Consider the following 23,281-nt stretch of genomic DNA (forward strand, 5'->3'; position numbering starts at 1 on the left):
TCAGTCCGCGGTCGTCGACTCCTCGGTGACGCGGGAGGCCTCGTCGTGCTCGCTGCCCGAGAGCGAGTCGCGGAACTTCCGGACGACGCTCGTTGCCTCGGCGAGCTCGGTCGTCCCGAACGCCTTCACCAGCGCGAGCGCCCGCCGGGCACGGGTGCGCCGCCAGGACTGCTCGCGGTTCTCGTAGGTCCGGATGGCCCGCAGGAAGTCGACCTTCGAGAACTCCGGCCAGTACGGCGCACAGAAGAACACGGCGGCCTCGTTGCCGTTGGCGTGCCACGGCAGGAAGTTCGAGGTGCGCTCGGCCCCGCCGGTCCGGATGATGAGGTCCACGTCCCGCACCGACTGGCCGTAGAGCCGGTCCTCGACGGTCTCGACGTCCACGTCCTCGGGGGCGAGGTCGCCCTCGTCGACGGCACGGGCGATCTGCTGTGCCGCGGTGAGCAGCTCGTTCCGGCCGCCGTACGCCAGCGCGATGTTGAGGACGAACTCGTCGTAGCCGCGGGTCTGCTCCTCGGCGTGCCGGACCGCGGACCGGACGCGCTCGGGGAGCATCTCGGCGTCGCCGATGACCCGGATGGCGACCTCGTGCTCGTGAATCTGCTCGTGGTCGGCGAAGTCACGCAGCTTCTCGGCCATCAGGTCGAACAGCGGGTCGAGCTCCTCCTGTGGGCGTTCGAAGTTCTCCGTCGAGAACGTGTACAGCGTCAGCTCCTCCACGCCGACGTCGCGGCACCACTTGAGTATCTCCTCGCTGGTCTTCGCACCCGCCTTGTGGCCGTCGGGGGCGTCGTCGCCGCGCTGTCTGGCGTATCGACGGTTGCCGTCCTGGATGACGGCGACGTGGGTCGGCGAGCCGGAGATCTCCCGCTTCAGCAGTTGCTCGTACGCCGACTGCCACCGCTGGCGGACCCACGCTCGCATCACCGGTCCTTCGACGGAGCGGCTAATGGGTCTTGTGTTGTCTAACTGGTGGGTCTGCCACGTGCCGAGCGAGCACGCCACACACATTTTTATCCGATGCCGTCGTGATTCCATGTGAAATGGCAACAGGTACTGTCGATTTCTTCAAGGAATCGGGCGGCTACGGCTTCATCGCGACAGAGGACCACGACGAGGACGTGTTCTTCCACATGGAGGACGTCGGCGGCGAGGATCTCGAGGAGGGTCAGGAGGTCGAGTTCGACATCGCCGACACCGACGACGGGCCGCGGGCGCAGAACCTCACGCGACTGTAGGTCGTAGCCACCACAGGCGAGTGGTGTCCGGGCGGGCGGCGTGCCGTCTTTCCCGTGTCACGACCATTTTCCGCACGGCCAGCGGCGCGGCCGGACCGTGAGCGATTTGAGTGGGCGGAACGACCGGTCGACCAATGAGCGAGACCATCGACGACGACCTCGTGAAACGGACGAAGGCGCTGCTCGAACCCGGCGACATCGAACTCAACGGTGTCATCGTCCACACCGACTACTCGGGGCAGGAGGACCTCGAGATGATGCAGGCGACGCTCGACGCGGGCGACGTCATCGCCGAACACGCGGGCCACGACCCGAAAGACGTGTACGTCCACTCCGGCAACGACGACCCCGACTTCTCCTCGAACCAGCATCAGGGCCTCACCATCGACGGCGAGGAGTTCGTCTGGGAGTGCCAGCAGCTGCTCCGTGACGGGAGCTTCGACGTGGTCATCTACTACGAGGCGTCGGCCGACCACGAGGCCATCCTCGACGGTATCGAGGCGCTCGGCTACGACGTGACCGGCGTCCGGGGCGACTGAGCCGCGAGCGACACTACAGCTCCTTTCCGAGTATCGTGTTCGCGGTGCCGCCGAGCCGGTTCGCCAGACCGTCTCGAAGCGACGGATGGTACTCGTCGAAGTCGTAGTACAGGAACCGGGTGCCGTCCGCGCTGCGCTCGTCGACGAGGTCGCCGTGGCTCGCGTAGTCGGCCGGCAGGTCGGTCTCGGGGACCTGCACGAGGATACAGGACGGCTCGTAGCCGCAGGCCCGGTAGAACCCCACGACGTTGTCGGCGGCGGCGACGCTGACGGCGTCGCCGTACTCCCGTGCGCCCGCTTCGAACGCCTCCAGCAGCGCACGGCCGAGCCCGTTGCCCTCGTGTCCGTTCCTGACGCCGATGGCGGCGAGGACGACGGTGTCGTCGTCGACCGCCGGCCCGTCGGCGTAGCCAGACGCCGCACCGAGCAGCTCTCCGCCGGACCCGTAGCTGTCGCCGGTCGCCTCGACGAGCACGAACAGCTCCGGATACTGGTCGAACCGCTCGCTGAACGTCTCGGGCGATACGTCGTGGCCGACGAACTCGCGCTCGAACGCCCGCATGGCGTCGAGGTCGGCGGCCGTCGCGGTTCGCGTGGTCGGCATCGCTTCTCGGTTCGACCGTCGGTGGACAAGTGCGTTCCGGTGGTGTGTGGGTCGGGGCTGGAGAGTCGCCGCTCGCCGAGCGCGAGAGAGCGCGCCGTTTTTACCCGCGCGAACCCCAGCGGGGGTATGGGACGGGCCGTGGAGTACGAGCTGGACAGAACCGACCGCGCCGTCGTCAACGCCTTCCAGGGGGGGTTCCCGGTCGTCCGCCGACCGTTCGACCCGGCGGCGGCCGCGCTCCGGGACCGGGGCGTCCAGGTGAGCGCCGACGAGCTGGTCGAGCGCATCCGGACGCTCGACGACGAGGGGGTCCTGAGCCGGTTCGGGCCGCTCGTCAACGCACAGGAGATCGGCGGTACCGCGACGCTCGTCGCGATGCACGCCCCCGAGGACCGGTTCGACGAGGTCGCCGAGCAGGTCAACGCACACCGCGAGGTCGCACACAACTACGAGCGCGAGCACCCGCACCTCAACATGTGGTTCGTGCTCTCGGTCGCCGACGGCGAGGACGAGACCGCCGCGGAGCGCGTCGACTCCGTGCTGGCCGAGATCGAGGCCGAGACGGGCCAGGAGACGTACAACCTGCCCAAGCAGCGGGAGTTCCGCGTCGAGGCGAAGTTCTATCTCGACGGGCCGATCGCCGACGGCGACCTCGACCTCACCGGGCTCGGGCCGAGCGTCGAGCCGTCCGGTCGCAAGACGCTGACGCCCCGGGAGCGCGACCTCGTCCTCGAGATTCAGGACGGCTTCCCGGTGACGATGACGCCGTATCGCGACGTGGCGGAGACGCTCGGCGAGGACGTGGACTGGGTCGTCGAGACCGTCCGGCGGTTCGAGCGCGAGGGGAAGATACGCCGCATCGGCGTCATCCCGAACCACTACGCGCTCGGCTACACGGAGAACGGGATGACCGTCTGGAACGTGCCCGACGACGTGGTCGACGAGGTCGGCCCCGTCGTCGCCGGCCTCGACTTCGTCACGCACTGCTACGAGCGGCCGCGCCACGACGGCGTCTGGCCGTACAACTTCTTCGCGATGACCCACGGCCGCTCCGAGGCGGAGAGCCAGGAGCGCATCGAGCAGGTGCGCGAGACGATGGCGGAGTACTGGGATGTGGGCGAGGAGGAGTGGGACTCGCTGTTCTCGACGCGCATCCTGAAGAAGACGGGCATCCGGCTCGCCGAGCGCGCCGACGCGAACACGGACGTCGAAGTGGAGGCCCGGTGACGGCGGTCGCGGCACCGACATCAGTGGATTCTCACCGTGCGAGAGCCCCCGGTGAACTTTTGTCCGTCGCTTCCCTCGCTCCGGCAGAAGCGATGGCCACACCCCGGAGGGGACACCGATGATCCCACTGCTCCACGACTTCACCGGTACGACAGTCCTCGTCGTCGGCGGCGGCCGCGTCGGTGCACGCAAGGCCCGACGCTTCACCCGAGAGGCCCGCGTCGTCGTCGTCAGCCCCGGCTTCGTCGACGACGACGACCCTGGCGTCGACTTCGGCGGGGCCGAGAAGGTCCGTGCGTCGCTGGGCCCCGAAGACGTCGACGACTGGCTGGACCGGGTCGACCCCGCGCTGGTCGTCGCGGCGACCGACGACGGCGAGCTGAACGCGGCCATCGAGCGTGCCGCGACGGACCGGAACGTGCTCGTGAACCGGACCGACACGCACGGCGGACGCGACCCCGGCAGCGTGGTCGTGCCCGCGACGGTGCGCGACGACCCCGTCGTCGTCTCCATCTCGACCGGTGGCGCGTCGCCGGCGCTGTCGAAGCACCTCCGCGAGACGCTCGAGGGGGACATCGAGGGTGCGGGCGCGATGGCCGAACTGACCGGGCTCGTCCGCGAGGAGCTACAGGCTCGTGACATCCCCCCCGAGACACGGCGCACCGTGGTACGGGACGTGGTTCGGTCGCCCGACGTTTGGACAGCTTTACGTACAGGAAACCCCAACCTCCGCCAGATAGCGCGCGAGGTCGTCGCCGACCGCGCACTCGACGAACCATGATAGGTGCCTCTGGCGTCATCTCAGGCGTTCGCGTCTCTCACTCGGTCGCCAGTGTCGACGACATCGCGGCGGCCAGCGGGGCCACCCAGCGCGAGGTCGTCGCCGACCTGACCGCACGGGACGGCGTCCACGAGGCGTTCTGCATTCACACCTGCAATCGCGCCGAAGCGTACGTCGTCACCGACGACCCGGCGACCGGCCGGGCGGCGCTGGAACCCTACACCGAGAACGTCGAGAACGACGACGTGGTCGTGCGGATGGACCACGAGGAGAGCCTGCGCCACCTGCTCCGCGTCGCGGCCGGCCTGGAGTCCATCGTCCTCGGCGAGGACCAGATCCTCGGCCAGATCCGCTCGGCCTACGAGGACGCCCGCGGCGTCGACGGCCTCGGTGCGATGCTCGACGACGCCGTGCTGAAGGCCATCCACGTCGGCGAGCGTGTCCGAGACGAGACCGACATCAACGAGGGCGTCGTCTCGCTGGGCTCCGCCGCCGCGAACCTGGTCGCCGCTGAGCGCGACCTCCCCGACTCGACGGCGCTCGTCGTCGGCGCAGGCGAGATGGCGACGCTCGCGGCGCGGGCGCTCGCCGACCGCGGCGTCGCCGAACTCGTCGTCGCGAACCGCACGCTCCCCCACGCCGAGCATCTCGTTGGCGAGGTCGAGGTCGACGCGGAGGCGGTCACGCTGGCCGCCCTCGACAGCGCGACGCGCGACGCCGACGTGGTCGTCACCGCGACCGGCAGCGACGAGCCAGTCATCGCGCGGGCGGACCTCGACGACGGCCGCGAGCGGACCGTCTTCGACCTCGCACAGCCGCGCGACGTCGAAACCGCCGCCCGCGAGCTGGACGCCGTCGACGTCTACGACCTCGACGACCTCGAGGACGTCACCGACGAGACACGGGCGAAGCGCCGCGAGGCCGCCGGCGAGGTCGAGGCGATGGTCGAGACGGAGTTCGACCTCCTGCTCGACCAGTACAAGCGAAAGCGCGCCGACGAGGTCATCGCGGCGATGTACGAGTCTGCAGAGCGCGTGAAGGCCCGCGAGGTCGAGACGGCCCTCGCGAAGCTCGACCTCGACGACGAGGAGCAGGAGGTCGTCGAGTCGATGGCCGACGCGCTCGTCGGCCAGCTGCTCGCGCCGCCGACGAAGAGCTTGCGCGACGCCGCCGCCGAGGACGACTGGGCGACCATCAACACGGCGCTCCAGCTGTTCGACCCCGAGTTCGGCGGCTCGCCGCCGGCGTTCGTCCGAGGGATGACGGCCGCCGACGAGGACGCCGACCTGCCGGCGAGCGTCGTCACCGACGACGACTGAGTTTCTGGCGGTTCTCAGCGGAGGTACCCGTCCACGTAGCGCGTCGTCGCGCGGAGCGTCGCGTCGCTCAGCTGCCAGGTGTGCGTCCAGTGCCGGGGGTCGTGCTCGCGCCCGTCGTGGGTCGAGAACGACGCGTGGTCGTAACAGCCCGAGCCGTGCCACCGCGTCTCTCCGCCGACCAGCGTGGTGTCGGCATAGGAGGTTGCGAGCGGCGTCACGACCACCGTCTCCAGGTCCCGCCGTGCGACGACGCCGAGGTCGTGTTCGCACCGGCTGCCGTTGACCGCGGCGGCGACCTCGGGACGGAGGACGGTGTGGAGCCACTCGTGGACGGCCATGTTCTCGGAGACGGCGCGGTCGTCCCAGAACTCGGTCGCGCCGAGGTTCGCGAACGCGACGGCACCGCCGCTTGCGACGTCCCGGTTCGCGCCGCCGTAGCCGAGCGCCTGGTCGAACGGGAGTCGCGGGAGGTAGAGGTGACAGGTGCCGTCGTCGTACGCGTCGCGGTCGCGGAGCCAGCGCTCGACGCTGTCGAACAGGGCTGGCTGGTCGGTCGACGAGACGGCTGCTGGTGGAATCGGTTCGCCCTCGGTGACGTTCCTCTCGACCGTCACGTCGAGGGTTCGTTCGGCGCGGGAGGCGACCTGTTCGACGCCGGTCCGGACGGCGTCGCGGACGGACCGTGTGGTCCCGTTCCAGCCGAACCGTGCGTCGGGGTGGACGGCGACGGCGAGTCGCGGTGCCGGCTGTCGCGTCGGCCGACCCGACGCGAACCCGCCGAGGGCGGCGGTGCCGACGGCCGCGAGCAGCCGTCGTCTGGAGGGCGGATGCACGTCCGAAGCGTCGGCGGTTCGGGCTGTAATCTTTGGGGCGGCATCGACTGGCGACCAGGAGGGTACCAGCTGGCGACCGGACCGCTACGTCGTGGTTCCGTTCCCCCAACGATTATCCCGACCCCCGCCCATGGCTCGGGTATGGCAGACGTGCTGTCCGACGAGGAGGTCGACGAGCAGCTCCCCGAGGGCTGGGAACGGGACGGCGACGAGATCGTCCGGGTCTTCGAGTTCGACGACTACATGAAAGGCGTCAACTTCGCGCAGCTGACGGGCGAGATCGCCGAGGCACAGTTCCACCATCCGGAGCTGATAATCCGGTACGAGGAGGTCGAGGTCCGCTTCACCAGCCACGAGGCGGGTGGTATCACCGAACAGGACATCGAGATGGCCGATATCCTCAACGCGGAAGTGTAGCGGTGCAGGCGGCGTACGTCGTCCGGGTGCGCTTCCGGCTCGCCCCGACCGAGGGGTGGGTGTCGGTCGACCCGGCGACGTTCGAGACGACCGTTCGCTGGACGGCACCCGAGCCCGGCAGCGACGGCTGGCTGTTCTTCCGCGACCACTGCTGGCACGGCGAGTTCAACGAGCCTGCACACGCCCGGGAGCTGCTCGCGGACGCACTCGGCGTGCCGGTCGAGGACGCCTCGTTCAGCGAGCTGCGGACCGACGAGGCGTACCTCGACGCGCTGAAGTCCGAGGTCGGTGCCGACCTGACGCGCTTCAACGCCGACTCGACGAGCGAGGCGCTCTCGAAGTACCTCGGGAGCTCCATCCACGTCGTCGACGAGCGCTGAACGGTGCGTCGCCGGGCGGGGGTTCAGTCCCGCAACCGGGCGATGCGCGTCGAGCCCGACGTGGCGTCGATGTGAACCTGGACGGTGCGGTCGCCGGCCTTCGCGGGGACGATCCACGAGCCGGTGGTCCGGTACGGCTCCTCGGTGATCGTCGGGTCGTCGTAGCCGTGTGCGGTCAACTCCGCTCTCGCAAGTTCCTCGGCCTCCTCGGCGTCGTGGATGGTCGGTTCGTCGGTCATCCGGATGGTGACGACCGGCACGTCGGCGGTCCGGACGACGCGCTCGGTGACGCTGCCGATGATGGCCCGGTCGACGCCGGTCCGACCGTGGGTTCCCATGACGATCATGTCGGCGACGGCCTCGTCGGCGTAGTCGAGGATGGCCTCGTACGGGACGCCCTGCCGGACGGCGGTCGTCACGTCGACACCGTCCTCGCGGGCGGCGTTCGCGACGGTCTCGACGGTCCGCTCGGCCTCCTCGGTCGCCCGCTCCGCCGCGGTCTCGTCGCGGTAGGGGTCCTCGGTGACGACCGAGAGCACGTGCAGGGTCGCGTCGTACTGTTTCGCGAGGTCGATGGCGTGGCGTCGTGCCCGGTTCGTCGCGTCACTCCCGTCGGTGGGAAACAGCACGGTGTCGTACATACGTGACCCTTCAGCGGCATGGGACTTAAACGCGGGCGGCGATTCCCGTGGGCTGGCGTCAAGCGGCGACAGCGGCGACCCGGAGGCCGCACCGGCACATCGAGACACACCCCCGGAAGACACTTACGGGGACCCGTCCTAGCTCAGTATCCGATGCCGCCCGAGTACGACTACTGGCTGCTCGACCTCGACGGCACCCTCGTCGACGTGGACTGGTCGTACACCCGCGAGGTGTTCGACCGCGTCGGCGACCGCCTCGGCCGCCAGTTCACAGACGAGGAGGCCCACGTCCTCTGGCACGGCCTCACCGGCAAGCGGGACGACCAGCTCCGCGCGTGGGGCATCGACCCCGCCGAGTTCTGGCCCGCCTTCCACGCCGTCGAAGACCCGCAGGTCCGCGCCGAGAACACGTTCCTCCACCCCGACGCAGCGTTCGTCGGCGACCTCGACTGCCCCGTCGGGCTCGTCACGCACTGCCAGCAGTTCCTCGCCGACCCGGTCATCGACCACGTCGGCATCCGCGACTGGTTCGACGCCATCGTCTGCTGTACGGACGACACCGGCTGGAAGCCCGACCCGACGCCCGTCTACCACGCCCTCCGCGACATGGGCGTCGCAAACCCGCCCGTCGCCACCGACGGGGGTGTCGCCACCGAGGGTCGTGGTGTCCTCGCCGGCGACGGCAGTGGCGACGTGGGTGCGGCCTGGAACGCCGGTCTCGACGCCATCCACGTCGAGCGCCACGGCCACGAGTTCCGCGGCCACTGCGTGATGGGCGACCACCGCGTCGAGACGTTCGCCGACCTGTGGGCCGACGACCGGTACTGAGTATCTCGAGCGACGCGGACCCGTTCCGGTTGTCGCTCGTTACGGAGAGAGTTTCCACGCAGAGCGGGCAGCTACCGTCCGTCGCTCGTCGTGAGTGCCCGTCGAACGGCTTCGTAGATCAGGCCCGTCTCGGTCTCGTCGTACGAGCTCTCCGGCCAGAGGTCGAGCTGGTCGCCCGCTCGGCGGGGTGCGAGATGGACGTGAAAGTGCTGTACCGACTGGTGGGCGGCGCGGCCACTGTCGTTCAGCAGGTTCACACCGTCGAACTCGTCGGCACAGAGCCGACGACTGAGGGTCCGCACGTGTCTCATGACAGCGCACAGCGTCGGCTCCGGAATGTCGAGCAGACTCTCGTGGTGTTCCTTTGGAATCACCAGCATATGGCCCTCGGAGATGTGGTCGAGCGGGGCGAACGCGAGTGTCTGGTCTGTCTCGTCGAGGACCACCGCGTCCTCCTGGCCCCGACAGATCGAACAGAACACGCAGTCCATACCGGTGGGTGTCCGGTGACCGTGTAAACAATTCCGGCGGTTCGAGACGCAGTCACACGGGGAGCCAGCGGTTCGAATCCTCGGCGAGCTACATCGAGTAGCCCGCCAGCCCCTCCGCGAGCCCCGCCTCGGGGTCCAGCGCCGCGACGAGCGCCTGCACACCCGTCTTCTCGACCCGGTCGGGGTTCCCGAGCAGCCGGACCCGCTCGTGCCCACACGAGACGAACCCCATGTCGAGCTTCGCGGCGGTCGCACGCAGGCCGAGCGCCACGTCCGCGTCGCCCGACCTGACCACCCGCGCCGGGCTCTCGTGCGCCCGCCGGCCGGCGTCGAAGCCGTCGATGGACTCGACGACCTCGTGTCGTTCGACGCCCCGCTCGTCCGCGAGCGCGGCGAGCGCGTTCGCCAGTGTGGTCCGAAGCCCGGAGGCGGTCGTGCGGTTGACGAACCGGAGGTCGCGGTCCGCGAGATCCGCCAGTCCCGAGACCTCGTCGGGGTTGCCGTGCGGGACGACGAGCCCCCACTCGCGTCGCCAGTCCGCCAGCAGTTCGGGCTCGTCGGCCTCGCTCTCTCGGTCGAGGTCCACGGGGCCGGCGGTGACGGCCACGTCGGGCACGTCGGCGCGGAGCCGCCGGAGCCCGGGGCGCGTGCCGACACCGAGGTAGCGCGCCGTCGCGACACGGTCGAGCGCGAGCGAGAGTAGCGGGTCGTCCTCGCCGACGCCGAAGACGGCCGGCGGCCGCACGTCCGGCGAGAACAGCTGGACCGTCACGGTCTCCCCCGCGTCGAGGTAGGTCACGTCGGCGGGCATCTCGACGACGCCGTCGGCCTCCGCGAGGCTGGTCGTCGCGCCGGAGCCCTTGTCGACGGGGTAGACGAGGGTGCGACCGTCGCCCGTCTCGACCAGTCCGACCGAGACGAAGCGGTGGCGGCCCTCGGCGTGGCGCTCACGCTCGACGAGCTCGCCGGTCGTCGTCGCCATCGTCGATTCGGGGAGCCCGGCGGCTCGGCGGATGGCCGGTGCGACGAAGGTGCGGAAGATGGTGAGCGCGGAGACCGGGTAGCCCGGGAGGCCGACGTACGCGCTGTCCGCCAGCTTGCCGACGAGCATCGGCTTGCCGGGCTTGACCGCGACGCCGTGCACCAGGAGTTCGCCACGCTCCTCCACGACGCGGTACACCACGTCGACGGCGCTCGCGCTGGTGCTGCCCGAGGAGAGCACGAGGTCGCACTCGTCGGCGGCCTGTGAGAGCACGCGCTCCATCTCGTCGTAGTCGTCGCCGGTGTGCGGGTAGAGCTCGGGGACGCCGCCCGCGTCGGCGACGCTCGCGGCGATGCTGTAGCTGTTCACGTCGTATATCTGCCCGCGCTCGTCGTGGAGCTCGTCGCCGGGGCGGACCAGCTCCTCACCGGTGGAGACGATGCCGACCGTCGGCTTGCCCCGTACCGGCACCGCGTCGACGCCGAGCGCCGACAGCAGGCCGACCTCGCGGGGCGTGATTCGGGTCCCGGTGCCGAGTGCGCGCTCGCCGGCGGCGACGTCGGTGCCCGCGAAGGCGACGTTCCCGCCGGGCGTGACGCTGGTCCTGACCGCCACGTGCTCGTTCCCGTCGCCGTTCTCGACCAGGTCCGTCTCCTCGACCATCACCATCGCGTCCGCGCCGTCGGGCATCACCGCGCCCGTCGATATCTCGACACACTCCCCGACGCCGACGGTCACGTCGGGTTCGGTGCCGGCGTCGACCCGTCCGACGAGATCGAGCGTCGCGGGGTCGGTCTCGCCCGCGCCGAAGGTGTCCGCCGCCCGGAGCGCGTACCCGTCGAGCTTCGCGCGGTCGAAGCCGGGTACGTCACGTTCGGCGTCGATGCGCTCGGCGAGCACGCGACCGCTGGCGTCGGCGAGCGGTACGGTCTCGGGCTCCGGTTCGAGGCCGAGGCTGGCGATGGCCTCGTGGGCCGCCTCGGGGGATGCTAGCTCGCGGAACTCCTTCCTCACGGCGACCACCCCCAGCGCTGGACGGCGACGAGGTCGCCCTCCGGCAGCCCCTCGATGCCCTCGCGGATCTCGACCCAGCCGTCGGCGAGGCCGACCGAGGAGTGCGACAGCGGGCCGTCGCTCCGGATGGGGACGGCGACGCGCTGGCCGCCCTCGGCGTCGAAGCGCACCCGGACGTACGTCCTGACGCCCGGCTCGGAGGGCACCTTCCGGGCGAGCATCGCGGGCCCGGTCAGCAGCTCCTCGTACTCGCGCCCCTCGGTCCACGTCACGGCTGGCCGGAGGAACTGCACCGCGCCGACGACGCAGGCGGCCGGGCCGCCCGGGAGGACCACGACGGGCGTGTCGTCGACCGTACCGAGCCCCAGCGACCCGCCGGGCGTGGCCGCGATGCCGTGGACGAACAGCGAACCGACGCGCACCAGCGCGTCCGGCACGAGGTCCGACGCTCCGAGGCCCGAGCCGCCCGTCGTCGCCACGATGTCCGCGTCGGCGGCGGCCTGCTGGAGTGCGTCACTGATGGCCGATGCGTCGTCGGTGACCGGGTCGTGGCGGTCCGCGACGCCGCCCCAGCGTTCGACCAGCCGTGCGACGGTCAAGGAGTCCGTCTCGACGCTCTCGCCCGGCCCGGGCTCGTCGTCGACGAGGTCGTCGCCGGTCGGGAGGACCGCGACACGCGGCCGGTCCCTGACGGTGACGGTGTCCACGCCGGCGGCCCGCAGCAGCCCGAGGTCCGGTGGGCGGAGCCGCCGACCCGGCTCGTACAGTGGCTCGTCGGCGGCAACGTCCGAGCCGACGGAGGTGACGCCATCGCAGACGGCGACGGGGTCGAACACCTCGACGGTGTCGTCGACGCGTGCAGCCCCGCCGACCGGGACGACGGCGTCCGCACCCGACGGAAGCGGGTCACCGGCGTCCACGCGGCGCGCACCCCGGGTGCCACTCCCGTCCCCGACGTCACCGTCGTGGTCCAGCAGCGCGGGTGACCGGTCGCTCGCGCCGAACGTCGTGCTCGCGGCCACCGCGAACCCGTCGACGGCCGCCCGCGACTCCCCCGGCACCGTCCGGCGAGCGGCGACGGCCTCGGCCAGCGTCCGCCCGTCCGCGTCGGCGACCGCGACCGTCTCCGTCCGGCCGACCGGCGACACCACCTCGCGGAGGCGCTCCCTCGCGTCGTCGATGCGAGTCCGCTCCCGGAACCCGGACTCGCGCCTGCGTTCGTCCATGTTCTCAGAGTCCGCGGGCGGAGGCAAAAACGTGCGGGACAGTCGCAGGACGTGTCGGTCGAGGAACTATCAATTCTTATATGGTACGGCGAGAAACGCCGGAGGACGGTGACGCCCTTCCACCAGCTGGCCATCGCCGGCGGTCTCATCGCGCTCGGCTACGGCGCGGTCGTCGGCGCGAAGGCCTACCGCATCGGCCGCGACGACCCCATCCCGACGTACCGACTCCGGCACGGAGGCGTCTGCGAGGTCGAGGGCGTCGCCGCGGCCCACGAGGAGACGGTGTCCGCGCCGTTCACCGGCACCGACTGCCTCGTCTGTCGCTGGACGGTCGAGGAGTACACGCAGTCGGGCAAGCACAGCCACTGGAAGACGGTCGACTCGGGCGTCTGGTCGCGCCCGTTCGTCCTCGCGGACGACACCGGCCGGGTGCTCGTCGCCCCCGACGGCGCGGAGTTCTCGCTCGGGGACGACGACACCATCCGGGTCGACGGCGGTGACACGCCGCCCCGTCGCGTCCAGCAGTTCATCGACGCGAACGACCGCGTCGACGACGAGGACGCCGAGCTCGACCTCGGCGTCGTCACGCTCTCGACGGGGAACGACCGTCGGTACGTCGAGGAGCGCCTCGACCCGGGCGACAGCGCGTACGTGTTCGGCCACGCCCGGGCGAACCGCCGCCCCGGCAGCGGCGTCGAGGGCGTCGTGACAGGCCCACCGACCGACGGCACCGGCTCCCGGCTGGACCGGCTGGTCGGTCCGCTCTTCCTCGTCTCCGATACGACCGAGGCCGACGTCCTCGGTCGGCTCCGCTGGCAGGCGGTCGCTCCGATGCTGCTCGGTGCCGGCCTGGTCGCACTCGGACTCACGCCGCTGCTCCCGTGAGCCGGTGCCCCGAGCGGGCCGGCTCTCCGGAGAGGGTGTGCCGGACAGTGACACGCATCGGTTCCGTCTCCGCGGCCTTTTTCGTTCCCGACTCCCAAGGGTCTGGCATGTCAGCGCTGCGTGACGCGTTGCGGGACCTGCCCGACGCCGTGTTCGCCGACTTCCTCGAATCCGAGGAGGCGTACCTCCTCGTCGTCGACCTGCCGGGCGTGTCCAGCGAGACGCTCGACATCGTCGTGACCGACGGTCGGGTCCGTCTCGAAGCGCGCCGCGAGAAGGACGTGCCCCCCGAGTTCCGCTACGAGCGCGAGGACCGGTCCATGTTCCTCGACGCCGAGTTGCCCCTCCCGCCGGACGCGACCGCAGAGGGAGCGACGGCCGCCGTCGACCGCGGCGTCCTCGAACTCCGCCTCCCGAAGCGCCGCGCAGAGGAGACCCACATCGAGATCAGCGACGACGAGTAAGCCGGGGTGGTCACGCTGGTCAACCTTCGCGCGTACTGGCGCTTCTTCGTCGTCGCGAGACAGTTCCTCCCGCTGCTGCTCGCCTACGCTCGCGACCGCCGCCGGTACCTGCTGTTCGGCGGCCGCCGCCAGGTCGACCGCGAGACGCAGGTCCGTCGCGCCGAACACCTGCTCTCGTCGCTGCTCACGCTCGGCCCGACGTTCATCAAGCTCGGCCAGCTGCTCTCGACCCGGCCCGACGTCCTCCCGAAGGCGTACATCGACGTGCTCTCGTCGCTGCAGGACGACGTGCCGCCGGCGGACTGGGCGGACGCACGGGTCGTCCTCGAGGAGGAGCTCGGCCCGGTCGCGGAGACGTTCGACGAGTTCGACACCGACCCCATCAGCGGCGCGAGCCTCGGGCAGGTGTACCGTGCGAAGGTCCGGGGTCAGGACGTCGCGGTGAAGGTACGCCGTCCCGGCGTCGAGTCGCTCGTCGAGGCCGACCTCCGGGTCATCAAGTGGTCGCTCCCCCTCCTGATGCGCTTCGTCGGCGAGGCGCGGGCGTTCTCGCTGGAGAACCTCGCCGACGAGTTCGCGAAGACCATCCGCGAGGAGATGGACTACAACCGCGAGGCGCGGATGCTCACCGAGATCCGCGCGAACTTCGCTGACTTCGACGGGGTCCGCATCCCGGCGGTCCTCGACGACTACTCCGACGCCCGGGTGCTCACGATGGAGTACGTCGCCGGGACGAAGATCAACGACGTCGAGCGCCTCGACGAGCTCGGTATCGACCGCAGCCACATCGCCGAGACGCTGCAGGAGACGTACCTCCAGATGATAATCGAGGACGGCGTCTTCCACGCCGACCCCCACCCGGGCAACCTCGCGGTGACCGACGACGGCACCATCGTCTTCTACGACTTCGGCATGTCCGGACGGGTCGACGAGTTCATCCAGGACCGCATCGTCGAGTTCTACATCGCCGTCGCGAACCAGGACATCGACGGCATCCTCGACTCGCTCATCGCCATCGGCACGCTCTCGCCGGAGGCCGACCGCGACGTGATGGGCGACGTGATGGAGCTGGCCATCGCCGACGCCCGCGGCGACGACATCGAGCAGTACCGCGTGAACCAGATCATCAGCCAGATCGAGGACTCCATCTACGAGTTCCCGTTCCGACTGCCCGCGAACCTCGCGCTCGTGCTCCGCGTCGCGACCGTCGTCGAGGGGGTCTGTGTCACGCTGGACGGGGACTTCGACTTCATCGAGACCGCGACCTCGTACCTCACCGAGCAGGGCTACCGCGAGGAGTCCGTCAAGCAGTACGTCGAGGAGACCGGCGAGCAGGCCTGGGAGTCGGCCCAGTCGATGCTCCGCGTGCCGCCGAAGCTGGAGCACACGCTCGACCGCGCCCAGCGGGGCAACCTCACCCTGCAGGTCGAGCTGAACGACCAGAAGGGCGTCATCGACCGGCTCGCCAAACGCATCGTCTACGGGCTGGTGTTCTCGTTCAGTCTGCTCTCGACGGCGTACCTCTACCAGGGTGCGTCGCTGTACGCCGCCGGGGTCTCTGCCGTCATCGGCATCATCGGCGGCATCCTGCTGTGGCTCTCCTTCCGCGACAGGAAGGGCATCCGCGCCCAGCCGCAGTTCACCAGACAGAACATGCGGAAACGGCGCGAGGACTGAGGACCGAACCGCCGGTGCCGGTACACGTTTCTCGTCGCCGGACACACGTCCTGTATGGACATCGCCGAGTTCGGACTGGAGCGGTGGTTCGGTGAGTACGAACACGGAGCGGACATCATGCTCGCGGAGTCGGGCATCCGGCCACTGGACTCCTCGCGATTCGACACCGACCCGGGCGAGCTGAACTACGTCATCCCGACCGACGGCGACCCCGAGTTCCGCGCCGCGGTCGGCGAGCGATACGACCGCGGGGCCGACGAGGTGTGTTTCACCTGCGGGACACAGGAGGCGAACCTGCTCGTGTTCCTCTCGCTGCTCGACGCCGAGGACCACGCGGTCGTCGTGACGCCCACGTACCAGGCGTTGCAGGCGGTTCCGGAGTCCATCTGCGACGTGACGACGGTCGACCTCCAGGAGCCGGCGTGGACGCTCGACGTGGACGCCGTCGCGGACGCGATGCGTCCGGAGACGAAGCTGGTCGTGCTGAACAACCCGAACAACCCGACCGGGCGCTACCACGACGAGGCCGTCGTCGGCGAGCTGTACGACGTGGCCGCCGCCCACGACGCCTACCTGCTCTGTGACGAGGTGTACCGCCTACTCGACGACGAGCCCATCCCACCGGTGGCGAGCATGGGCGACCACGGCATCTCGACGACGAGCCTGACGAAGGCGTACGGATTAGCGGGCCTGCGCTTCGGCTGGATCGCCGGTCCCGAGGACGTGGTACGGGACGCGGTGCGTTGGAAGGACTACACGACCATCTCGCCGCCGATATTCGGCCAGCACGTCGCCCGGCAGGCGCTCGGCGAGCAGGAGGACGCAATCCTGCAGGAGAACCGCGAGCTGGCTGCCACCAACCGGGCCATCGTCCGGGAGTTCGTCCACGAGCACGGGCTCGACTGGTACGACCCCGTCGGCGTCAACGGCTTCGTCACCGTCCCCGACGGGTTCGCGGACGGCCGGGAGTTCTGTGTCCGCGTCGTCGAAGCGGAGAGCGTCGTACTCGCGCCCGGCGACCTGTTCGGGTTCCCCGACTACTGGCGTCTCGGTTTCGGCCTCCCCACGGACGAGCTGGAGGAGGGACTCGAGCGCGTCTCGCGGGTCATCGAGTCGGCCTGACCGACGCATCGACGGGCGGGTGCCGCGGCTCGTGTCGCTACGCCCACAGACCACGTCGTTGGCGCCGTTCCAAACGGTTTATACACAAGCGGGCAGAACCCCGCCACATGGCTAAACAGCAGAAGGAAGTGCGTGACCTTCAGGAGGGTAGCTACGTGATGATCGACGACGTCGCCTGTAAGATCAACGGCTACTCCACAGCGAAGCCGGGCAAGCACGGCAGCGCGAAGGCTCGCGTCGAGGCCGTCGGCGTCTTCGACGGCAAGAAGCGCTCTATGTCCCAGCCCGTCGACGCGAAGTGCTGGGTCCCCATCATCGAGCGGAAGGGCGGGCAGGTCGTCTCCGTCGAGTCCGCCACCGTCGCACAGGTCATGGACCTCGACACCTACGAGACGTTCTCGATGTCCATCCCGGAGGATATGGACCTCGAGCCCGACGACGAGATCGAGTACCTCGAGCTCGACGAACAGCGCAAGATCGTCTGAGGCCGATGTTCCCCGGAGCCATCGCCGACCGCGACGACGCAGATTACGTGGTCGTCGGGGCTCCGCTCGACGTCTCGACGACCTTCCAGCCGGGCACGCGGTTCGGACCGGACCGCATCCGGCGCTTTTCCGAGACCTTCGACGACTACGACCACCACACCGAGAGCCACTTCTCCGACCTCGGCGTCGCGGACCACGGCGACGTGCGCGCCTGGGACGACGCCGCGGAGTACCTCGACTACCTGGAGGGCGTCTGTACCGACGTCGTCTGGGACGACGCCACGCCCCTCGTCCTCGGCGGCGAGCACACCGTCACGCTGGCGAACGTCCGCGCGACCGACCCCGACACCTTCGTCTGCCTCGACGCCCACCTCGACCTCCGGGCGGAGTACGACGGCAACGAGCTGAGCCACGCGACCGTCACCCGACACGTCCTCGACGTCGCCGACGAGGCGGTGATTCTCGGTGCCCGGACCGGCAGCGAGGCAGAGTGGAACCGCGCCAGCGAGGCCGACGTGACCGTCGTGCCGCCCGGGGATGTGGCCGACTGGGAGCCCGACTTCGGCGACCGCGACGTGTACTGCTCCGTGGACATCGACGGAGCCGACCCCGGGTTCGCACCCGGGACGGGAACGATGGAACCCTTCGGGCTCGCGCCCCGCGAGATGCGCGACGTGGTTCGGGCTGTCGGGGAGACGGGCGACGTCGTCGGCTTCGACGTCGTCGAGGTGAACGACCGCGACGACGGGCAGGCGGCGTCGCTGGGTGGGAAGCTACTGCGGGAGTTCGTGTTCGCGGATGCTGTCGGTTCGGTGTAGGTTCTGAATTCTGCGTCCTTGCAGGGTGTTTATCGGTCAGTCACCGGACTTGCTTGAACCACCAACAGCCAGAAACCCCCGACGTGCTCGACTCGGGGGACTGGCGAGACTCCTTCGTCGTCTCGCTGCCCTCCGCTCGCAGGCTCGCGGAGACCTCACTTCGTTCGGCACGCTCGTCAGCGTGAGAGCAAGCTCTCACTTGCAATCGGAATCGCGCCGCGATTCCGAGACAGCCGCGCGCCACGTGGAAAATCCGGGACTCGAATCGGTCTGAAAGACACCAGTCGCTACGCGAGTCAGGAGAGAGACGGAAAGAGAGAGCCGCTTATTCGTCGACGGCGACGGCGTTGACCTGTCCGGTCTGGCCGGGGCGGGAGGTGACGCGGGCGGTGCCGGCGTCGGTCTCGATGAGCGCGCCCTTCGTGATGATGTTCCGGCGCACGTAGTTCGGGTTGGCGTCGTTCTCGACGACGTCCTCGATGGTTGCCTCGACGGTCTCGCCGCCCTTGTTCACGTTGGCGATGTCGGTCGCGAGGGCGCGGGTCTTCTCGGTGTTCCCGCGCGTGTCGACGATGCGGAAGCGGGGCTCGCCGACCTGCGTCTCCGTGGGGAGGCGGCCGAGCTGGTGCTTCTTTCGGTTGCGGATCGGGCGCAGTCGCCCACCGGTGCGCTTGCGAGTGGAGCGTCCCTGGTCTTGCATACCCGGGAAGAGTCCCAGGAGCTACTTGAATCGCTCGACTTGGCACGGGCAGAATCGCAGGGTTTAGGCCGTCCTCGGCCGACCGGCGAGACATGAGTCTTCGCGTCGCCGTGGCCGCGCCGTTCCGACAGCGCGGCAAGGACGAACTCGCCGAGAACGAGTTCGTGGTCGCGCTCTCGCTCGACCGCGACTGGTTCTCGCCGGACCAGGCGAAGCGGCTGGTCGACGTGGCGACGGGCGAGGGGTTGCTCGAGCGCGACGACGGCGGGCTGCGCCCGACGTTCGACCCGGCGGAGGTGACGGTGCCGGAGGGGTTCGTCCCGGGCGAGGACATCCTGCGCTCGCGCTCGGCGTTCGAGCAGGTGCTCGACGACCTCGTCGCCGACGGGCACGAGAAGCACGAGGCGGTGGGCGAGATCAACCAGCTGCAGGGCGAACTCGACGTGACCATCGAGGCCGCCGCGGTCGTCTACGCCCGCCGGAACGGGCTGGACGTGAGCGGCGTGCGCGGGAAGGCCGTCGCCGAACTGGCGAGCGACGACGGGGAGGCGACGTAGGATGGTCGAGGACCGCGTCACCGACGGCGTCCGCATCGCGCAGCTGCTCTCCTCGGAGCTCGACGGGCGCGAGGACGGGACGTTCGACCGCTTCGACGTCGTCGACGCCGACCCGGATGTCGAGCCGACGGTCGACGGCGCGCTCGCGTACCGGGTGCGCTGTGACGGCGACCCGGTCGCCGAGGTGTTCGTCCAGCCCGACCGCGCCCGCGTCGAACTCCGGACGGGCCTCGACGCGGCGGTCGAGCGGGCCGGGGAGCTGGCGTCGGCCGCCGATGGAACCGTCGACCTGCGGGTCCGCCCGAAGGCGGTCGAGCCGCCCCGTGTCGTGCTGTTCGTCGAGTCCGGCGCGGCGGTCAAGCGGGCGGCCGACGTGCTCGCGGCGGCGGTCGAGTCCGCGTCCTGAGCACGCCGTCCTCGACTCAGGCGGTCTCCGTGGCCTCGGCTGACCGGTCCTCGAGGTACCCCTCCAGCCGTGGAACCGACTTCATCAGCACCGTGCCGAGGACGCTCATCGCGAGCACGTAGCCGACGGCGAAGGCGGGGATGACGTCGGCGAGCGCGCCGGTGCCGACCTCCAGCGCGAGCGCGGCGAGCACCAGCGAGAACTCCCCGCGGGCGACGAGCGCGATGCCGGCACGGCGGGCGCGGCGCTCGCTCAGACCATACCGGAGCCCGCTCCAGTAGCCGCTGACGAGCTTGCTCACGGTGGTCAGCACGACCGCGACGGCGAGCAGCGTCAGCGCGGTGCCCGAGAGCGCGCCGAGGTCGGTCTGGAAGCCGATGGCGAGGAAGAAGATGGCGGCGAACAGGTCGCGGGCGGGTGAGAGCAGCTTCTCGACGCGGTGGACGGCGTCGGTCGCGCTGACGGCCGTGCCGACGAAGAACGCCGCGACGGCCTCGCTGACGCCGAGCTGGAGCGCGAGCCCGCCGACGAGCGCGACCGCCCCCAACGTCGTGAGGACGAACAGCTCGTCGGAGTCGACCGAGAGGACGCGCTGGATGACGGGCGTGCCGAGGCGGGCGACGACGACGAGAACGGCGATGAACCCGAGCGCGACCGCCACGGCGGAGAGTGCCGCGTCACCCCCACCCCCCAGGACGAGCGCGGAGAGCACCGCGAGGTAGACCGCGATGACGAGGTCCTCGACGACGAGCGTGCCCAGCACCACCTCGGCCTCGGGGTCGGCCACCCAGCCGAGGTCGATGAGCGACTTGGTGACGATGGCGCTGGAGGAGATGTAGACGATGCCGGTGAGGAAGGCCACCTCGACCGGCGTGAAGCCGAACGCGAGCCCGATGGCGACACCGACGGCGGCGTTGACGACGAGGTCGATGCCGCCGACGACGGCCAGTCTGTCCCGGTTCGCGAGCAGCTGGTCGATGCTGAACTCGACACCGATGAAAAAGAGCAGGAGCACGACCCCGAGCTCGGCGAGCAGGTCCACGAACTCGTGGCGCTCCAGCACCGAGAACGAGATGCCGGCGACCTCCGGCGCGTTCGGCCCGACGACCAGCCCGATGACGATGTACGCCGGGATGACCGACTGGCCGAGCCGGAACGCGAGGGTTCCGGCGACGGCGAGCACGGTGATGGCGAGGCCGGCCTCCAGCAGCAGTCCCGAGGCCATCCTACTGGTCGACGAACTCCTGGAGCGCCTGCTGTTCCTCCCGGGTTCCCAGCACGACGAGGATGTCGTCCGCCGCGATGGTCTCGTCGGGGTCCGGGTTGGGGACCGTCTCGTCCCCGCGCTGGATGGCGATGACGGAGACGCCGGTCTGGTTTCGCACGTCGCATCCGGAGAGCGTCTGCCCGACGATCGAGGAGCCCTCGCCGATCTCGACCCACTCCAGGATGGCCTCGCCCAGTGGCACCTGCGTCCGGTCCAGCTCGATGGGCTGGAAGTACGCTCCGGTCAGGATGGCCCCGAGCTGGCGGGCCGTCTCGCCGTCCAGATCGACGATGCGCTGGCTGTCCGCGTCCGGGTTCGGCCGGTGGAACAGCTCGCGCCGCCCGTCGTGGTGCATCAGGACGACGAGTCGTGCACCCTCGCCGACCTCGAGTTCGAACTTCCGGCCGACGCCGGGCACGTCGGTCTCGTAGACGGTCATGTCCGACTCGATGGCCGCCTGCGACTTAAAGAGCGATGGCGACCGTGTGCGACGATTCGGACAGCCGCACCACGATTGCACGCAAGGCTTAATCGCCTCCCTCTACCACTGAGAACGATGGCACACGAGCGGGTCGAACTCGGCGTGGAGCTCCTCTCGAAGCTGGAGGACGACGAACTCGCGCTCGCCGAGGCGATGGACCGTATCGAGACGGTCACGCGGGACCCCGCCACCGTCCGGGAGATCCTCGACACAGCCGTGATGCGCGGGGTCATCGAGCGCGAGGACGGCGTGGTTCTGACGACGAGCAGCGGCGGCTACGTGAGCCAGTCGGGCGACGTGGTCCGGCGAGAGGGCGACTTCGAGTGCCGACGCTGTGGGGCGTCCATCTCGACGGGGCACTTCATCGAACTGGAGTCGGGCGAGCTCGGGCCGTTCGGACCGGAGTGTGTCCGGAAGGTCACCGGCCGGGACTGAGCTTCTGCCCGGGAGAACCATCGACCGCGACGACTCAGCGGCCGCGGCTGAGTTCGTCGACGAGCTGCTGGAGGAGGTCGTGCTGACGCTTGAGGAGTTCGTTCTGGTGCTCGACCTGGGATTCGAGCGCCTCGATTCGTTCGAGCAGTTCCTCGTCGCCGGCCGAGGTTGCGGGCTGGAACCCGGCCTCGGCGAACTTCGAGTCCGCGAGCGAGTCCTCGTCGTCGCTCTCGTCCATGTTCGCCGGCGGCTCCGCCGCGTCGTCGCCGGCCGACACGTCGGTCTGGGTCGACTCGGGGGAGTCGGTCTGCTGCGCCGACTCCGTACTCCCCGCGGCATCCTGTGTGTCACTGACCGTCTCTTCGACCATCGATGCGAGCTCGTTCTGCGTGGTCTCATCGACGGTTTCGGTCACCGCGTCGACGCCGTCGCCCTGCTGTCCGGTCTGGTCCTCGCTGGTCGACTCGTTCCGCTGTGTCGGCTGGGACTGTTCAGGCGATTGCGCCTGTCCGGGTTGCTCGCCAGATGACTGCTCGGCCTGCGTCTGGTCGACCGCGGGTTGGTCTGCCTGCGCCTGCGTCTGCTGGTCGGCCTGCGGCTGACCCGGCTGCGACCCGCCCGCCGGCGACTGAACGGGCTCGTTCCCCCGAGCCGTCCCGGCGTCGGCGGGCTGATTCTCGACGGGCTGTTCGGCCGGCGGACCCGGTTCGACTGGCTCCCCGCCGTCGTCGGGCTGGACCGTGTTCCCGGCGTCGAGCGGGTCGACACCCTCGCCGAAGTCGACGGCTGCGGCCTCGTCGGCCTCGTCGGCCTCCTCGGGTGCGACGGCTTCGTTCAGCGCGTCGAGCGAGTTCACGCCGTAGTACGAGAACAGCGAGCGCTGGAGGTACTCCTTCACCTCGGCGGCGCGGTCGTTCGAGACCTTCATCCGCTCTGGGCGGCCGTCGACCGTCAGCACGAGCTGGGTTGCGACGCTGCCGTCCTCGAAGTCGAGTCCGGTCACGTCCGCGAAGTGGTACTCCTCGTAGTCCTCGTCCCAGACGGCGCTCCCGACGTGCTTGACGAGCCGCGCGGAGGTGATGACGAGCGTCAGTTCGTCGAGTCGGAACGTGCGTGTGACGGTCTCGTCGGCGTCGGTGACGCCGCTCGCGTTCAACACGCCGGCCAGCACGGGGTGGAGCACGTCGTCGGTCGCGTTCGAGGGGACGGTGAACTCCTCGGTTCCATCGAGGGAGTACTCGAGGCTGATGCGGGTCTTGCGGCGACCCTCCTTGACGGTCATCCGCTGTGCGTCGTGGGGGTACTCGTCGACGGACTCGTCGCTGAGGAACCCCTCGGACTGGTAGATGAGTGTTCGGGTCGGCGTCACGTAGAGGGCGTTCTCGCCACCGAGGGAGACCTCGGCAGCGACTTCCTCGCCCGAAAGCGTCGATTCCACGATGCCCGGGACGTCCATGCCCACTG

Annotated in this window: 28 protein-coding genes; 17 read left to right on the plus strand and 11 right to left on the minus strand. The window is 69.8% G+C overall.

Annotated features, from left to right (window positions below; genetic code table 11):
* Window positions 1–924, minus strand: coding sequence for a polyprenyl diphosphate synthase (uppS, locus tag NOW55_RS00100; protein ID WP_256398016.1), 924 nt, complete (start codon window positions 922–924; stop codon window positions 1–3).
* A 119-nt stretch (window positions 925–1,043) separates the two neighbouring features.
* On the opposite strand from uppS, the gene NOW55_RS00105 reads away from it, so the two are divergent.
* Both NOW55_RS00105 and NOW55_RS00110 read left to right on the plus strand, forming a co-directional pair.
* The gene (locus NOW55_RS00105; RefSeq protein WP_256398017.1) at window positions 1,044–1,238 is read left to right on the plus strand and encodes a cold-shock protein; all 195 of its coding nucleotides are present in this window, start codon (window positions 1,044–1,046) and stop codon (window positions 1,236–1,238) included.
* 134 nt (window positions 1,239–1,372) lie between these two features.
* Window positions 1,373–1,777 carry a DUF5778 family protein gene (locus NOW55_RS00110; RefSeq protein ID WP_256398018.1) on the plus strand — a complete coding sequence of 135 codons (405 nt, stop codon included), beginning with the start codon at window positions 1,373–1,375 and terminating at the stop codon, window positions 1,775–1,777.
* Window positions 1,778–1,790: 13 nt separating this feature from the next.
* Here the strand turns inward: NOW55_RS00110 and NOW55_RS00115 are convergent, their stop codons facing one another.
* On the minus strand, window positions 1,791–2,381 hold the full coding sequence (locus NOW55_RS00115; RefSeq protein ID WP_256398019.1) for a GNAT family N-acetyltransferase: 591 nt from the start codon (window positions 2,379–2,381) through the stop codon (window positions 1,791–1,793).
* A gap of 126 nt (window positions 2,382–2,507) precedes the next feature.
* On the opposite strand from NOW55_RS00115, the gene ahbB reads away from it, so the two are divergent.
* The 3 genes from ahbB (at window position 2,508) to hemA (ending at window position 5,708) form a co-directional block, all read left to right on the plus strand.
* Entirely contained in the window at window positions 2,508–3,608 is a 1,101-nt protein-coding gene (gene ahbB, locus NOW55_RS00120; protein ID WP_256398020.1) for a siroheme decarboxylase subunit beta, read from the plus strand.
* Window positions 3,609–3,726: 118 nt separating this feature from the next.
* The gene (locus NOW55_RS00125; RefSeq protein ID WP_256398021.1) at window positions 3,727–4,389 is read left to right on the plus strand and encodes a precorrin-2 dehydrogenase/sirohydrochlorin ferrochelatase family protein; all 663 of its coding nucleotides are present in this window, start codon (window positions 3,727–3,729) and stop codon (window positions 4,387–4,389) included.
* Entirely contained in the window at window positions 4,386–5,708 is a 1,323-nt protein-coding gene (hemA, locus tag NOW55_RS00130) for a glutamyl-tRNA reductase (RefSeq protein WP_256398022.1), read from the plus strand. Before NOW55_RS00125 ends, hemA begins: the two co-directional genes overlap by 4 nt.
* 14 nt (window positions 5,709–5,722) lie before the next feature.
* Here the strand turns inward: hemA and NOW55_RS00135 are convergent, their stop codons facing one another.
* A complete protein-coding gene (locus NOW55_RS00135; RefSeq protein ID WP_256398023.1) occupies window positions 5,723–6,541 on the minus strand; it encodes a hypothetical protein in 819 nt (272 codons plus the stop codon).
* A gap of 141 nt (window positions 6,542–6,682) precedes the next feature.
* On the opposite strand from NOW55_RS00135, the gene NOW55_RS00140 reads away from it, so the two are divergent.
* Window positions 6,683–6,958: a 4a-hydroxytetrahydrobiopterin dehydratase gene (locus tag NOW55_RS00140; protein WP_256398024.1), complete on the plus strand. Its 276-nt coding sequence runs from the start codon at window positions 6,683–6,685 to the stop codon at window positions 6,956–6,958.
* 2 nt (window positions 6,959–6,960) lie between these two features.
* Window positions 6,961–7,338 (plus strand): LWR-salt protein, encoded by a 378-nt coding sequence (lwrS, locus tag NOW55_RS00145; protein WP_256398025.1) that lies wholly within the window; start codon window positions 6,961–6,963, stop codon window positions 7,336–7,338.
* Window positions 7,339–7,361: 23 nt separating this feature from the next.
* On the opposite strand, the gene NOW55_RS00150 is transcribed toward lwrS, so the two are convergent.
* Window positions 7,362–7,979 (minus strand): universal stress protein, encoded by a 618-nt coding sequence (locus NOW55_RS00150; RefSeq protein ID WP_256398026.1) that lies wholly within the window; start codon window positions 7,977–7,979, stop codon window positions 7,362–7,364.
* A gap of 153 nt (window positions 7,980–8,132) precedes the next feature.
* Between NOW55_RS00150 and NOW55_RS00155 the strand changes: the two genes are divergently transcribed.
* A complete protein-coding gene (locus NOW55_RS00155; RefSeq protein WP_256398027.1) occupies window positions 8,133–8,807 on the plus strand; it encodes an HAD family hydrolase in 675 nt (224 codons plus the stop codon).
* Window positions 8,808–8,878: 71 nt separating this feature from the next.
* Here the strand turns inward: NOW55_RS00155 and NOW55_RS00160 are convergent, their stop codons facing one another.
* The 3 genes from NOW55_RS00160 to NOW55_RS00170 form a co-directional block, all read right to left on the minus strand.
* On the minus strand, window positions 8,879–9,298 hold the full coding sequence (locus tag NOW55_RS00160) for an HIT domain-containing protein (protein WP_256398028.1): 420 nt from the start codon (window positions 9,296–9,298) through the stop codon (window positions 8,879–8,881).
* Between the two features lie 88 nt (window positions 9,299–9,386).
* Window positions 9,387–11,303 carry a molybdopterin biosynthesis protein gene (locus NOW55_RS00165; protein ID WP_256398029.1) on the minus strand — a complete coding sequence of 639 codons (1,917 nt, stop codon included), beginning with the start codon at window positions 11,301–11,303 and terminating at the stop codon, window positions 9,387–9,389.
* Window positions 11,291–12,520 (minus strand): molybdopterin molybdotransferase MoeA, encoded by a 1,230-nt coding sequence (locus NOW55_RS00170; RefSeq protein ID WP_256398030.1) that lies wholly within the window; start codon window positions 12,518–12,520, stop codon window positions 11,291–11,293. The genes NOW55_RS00165 and NOW55_RS00170 overlap by 13 nt, the downstream gene beginning before the upstream one ends.
* Window positions 12,521–12,628: 108 nt before the next feature.
* On the opposite strand from NOW55_RS00170, the gene NOW55_RS00175 reads away from it, so the two are divergent.
* The 6 genes from NOW55_RS00175 (at window position 12,629) to speB (ending at window position 17,971) form a co-directional block, all read left to right on the plus strand.
* A complete protein-coding gene (locus NOW55_RS00175) occupies window positions 12,629–13,405 on the plus strand; it encodes a GIDE domain-containing protein (RefSeq protein WP_256398031.1) in 777 nt (258 codons plus the stop codon).
* 107 nt (window positions 13,406–13,512) lie between these two features.
* Window positions 13,513–13,869 carry an Hsp20/alpha crystallin family protein gene (locus tag NOW55_RS00180; RefSeq protein WP_256398032.1) on the plus strand — a complete coding sequence of 119 codons (357 nt, stop codon included), beginning with the start codon at window positions 13,513–13,515 and terminating at the stop codon, window positions 13,867–13,869.
* Between the two features lie 6 nt (window positions 13,870–13,875).
* Window positions 13,876–15,546, plus strand: a complete 1,671-nt coding sequence (locus NOW55_RS00185; RefSeq protein WP_368407678.1) for an ABC1 kinase family protein — start codon at window positions 13,876–13,878, stop codon at window positions 15,544–15,546.
* Between the two features lie 54 nt (window positions 15,547–15,600).
* Window positions 15,601–16,668, plus strand: coding sequence for an aminotransferase class I/II-fold pyridoxal phosphate-dependent enzyme (locus tag NOW55_RS00190; protein ID WP_256398033.1), 1,068 nt, complete (start codon window positions 15,601–15,603; stop codon window positions 16,666–16,668).
* A gap of 107 nt (window positions 16,669–16,775) precedes the next feature.
* Window positions 16,776–17,153 (plus strand): translation initiation factor IF-5A, encoded by a 378-nt coding sequence (locus NOW55_RS00195; protein WP_256296980.1) that lies wholly within the window; start codon window positions 16,776–16,778, stop codon window positions 17,151–17,153.
* A gap of 5 nt (window positions 17,154–17,158) precedes the next feature.
* A complete protein-coding gene (speB, locus tag NOW55_RS00200; RefSeq protein WP_256398034.1) occupies window positions 17,159–17,971 on the plus strand; it encodes an agmatinase in 813 nt (270 codons plus the stop codon).
* 325 nt (window positions 17,972–18,296) lie between these two features.
* On the opposite strand, the gene NOW55_RS00205 is transcribed toward speB, so the two are convergent.
* Complete coding sequence (locus NOW55_RS00205; RefSeq protein ID WP_256398035.1) at window positions 18,297–18,671, minus strand: 30S ribosomal protein S8e; 375 nt, start codon at window positions 18,669–18,671, stop codon at window positions 18,297–18,299.
* Window positions 18,672–18,763: 92 nt separating this feature from the next.
* On the opposite strand from NOW55_RS00205, the gene NOW55_RS00210 reads away from it, so the two are divergent.
* Together NOW55_RS00210 and NOW55_RS00215 are read left to right on the plus strand one after the other, a co-directional pair.
* Window positions 18,764–19,228, plus strand: a complete 465-nt coding sequence (locus NOW55_RS00210) for a DUF2240 family protein (protein ID WP_256398036.1) — start codon at window positions 18,764–18,766, stop codon at window positions 19,226–19,228.
* 1 nt (window position 19,229) lies between these two features.
* Complete coding sequence (locus NOW55_RS00215; RefSeq protein ID WP_256398037.1) at window positions 19,230–19,634, plus strand: DUF7993 family protein; 405 nt, start codon at window positions 19,230–19,232, stop codon at window positions 19,632–19,634.
* 16 nt (window positions 19,635–19,650) lie between these two features.
* Here NOW55_RS00215 and NOW55_RS00220 read toward each other — a convergent pair whose 3' ends face one another.
* A complete protein-coding gene (locus NOW55_RS00220) occupies window positions 19,651–20,859 on the minus strand; it encodes a cation:proton antiporter (protein WP_256398038.1) in 1,209 nt (402 codons plus the stop codon).
* A gap of 1 nt (window position 20,860) precedes the next feature.
* The gene (locus NOW55_RS00225) at window positions 20,861–21,340 is read right to left on the minus strand and encodes a cation:proton antiporter regulatory subunit (RefSeq protein WP_256398039.1); all 480 of its coding nucleotides are present in this window, start codon (window positions 21,338–21,340) and stop codon (window positions 20,861–20,863) included.
* Between the two features lie 117 nt (window positions 21,341–21,457).
* Between NOW55_RS00225 and NOW55_RS00230 the strand changes: the two genes are divergently transcribed.
* Window positions 21,458–21,817, plus strand: a complete 360-nt coding sequence (locus NOW55_RS00230; protein ID WP_256398040.1) for a DUF5830 family protein — start codon at window positions 21,458–21,460, stop codon at window positions 21,815–21,817.
* 34 nt (window positions 21,818–21,851) lie between these two features.
* Here NOW55_RS00230 and NOW55_RS00235 read toward each other — a convergent pair whose 3' ends face one another.
* Window positions 21,852–23,273 (minus strand): DUF7115 domain-containing protein, encoded by a 1,422-nt coding sequence (locus NOW55_RS00235; protein ID WP_256398041.1) that lies wholly within the window; start codon window positions 23,271–23,273, stop codon window positions 21,852–21,854.
* Window positions 23,274–23,281: the final 8 nt, after the last annotated feature.

Source organism: Haloarchaeobius litoreus (assembly GCF_024495425.1).
Classification (GTDB): Archaea; Halobacteriota; Halobacteria; order Halobacteriales; family Natrialbaceae; genus Haloarchaeobius; species Haloarchaeobius litoreus.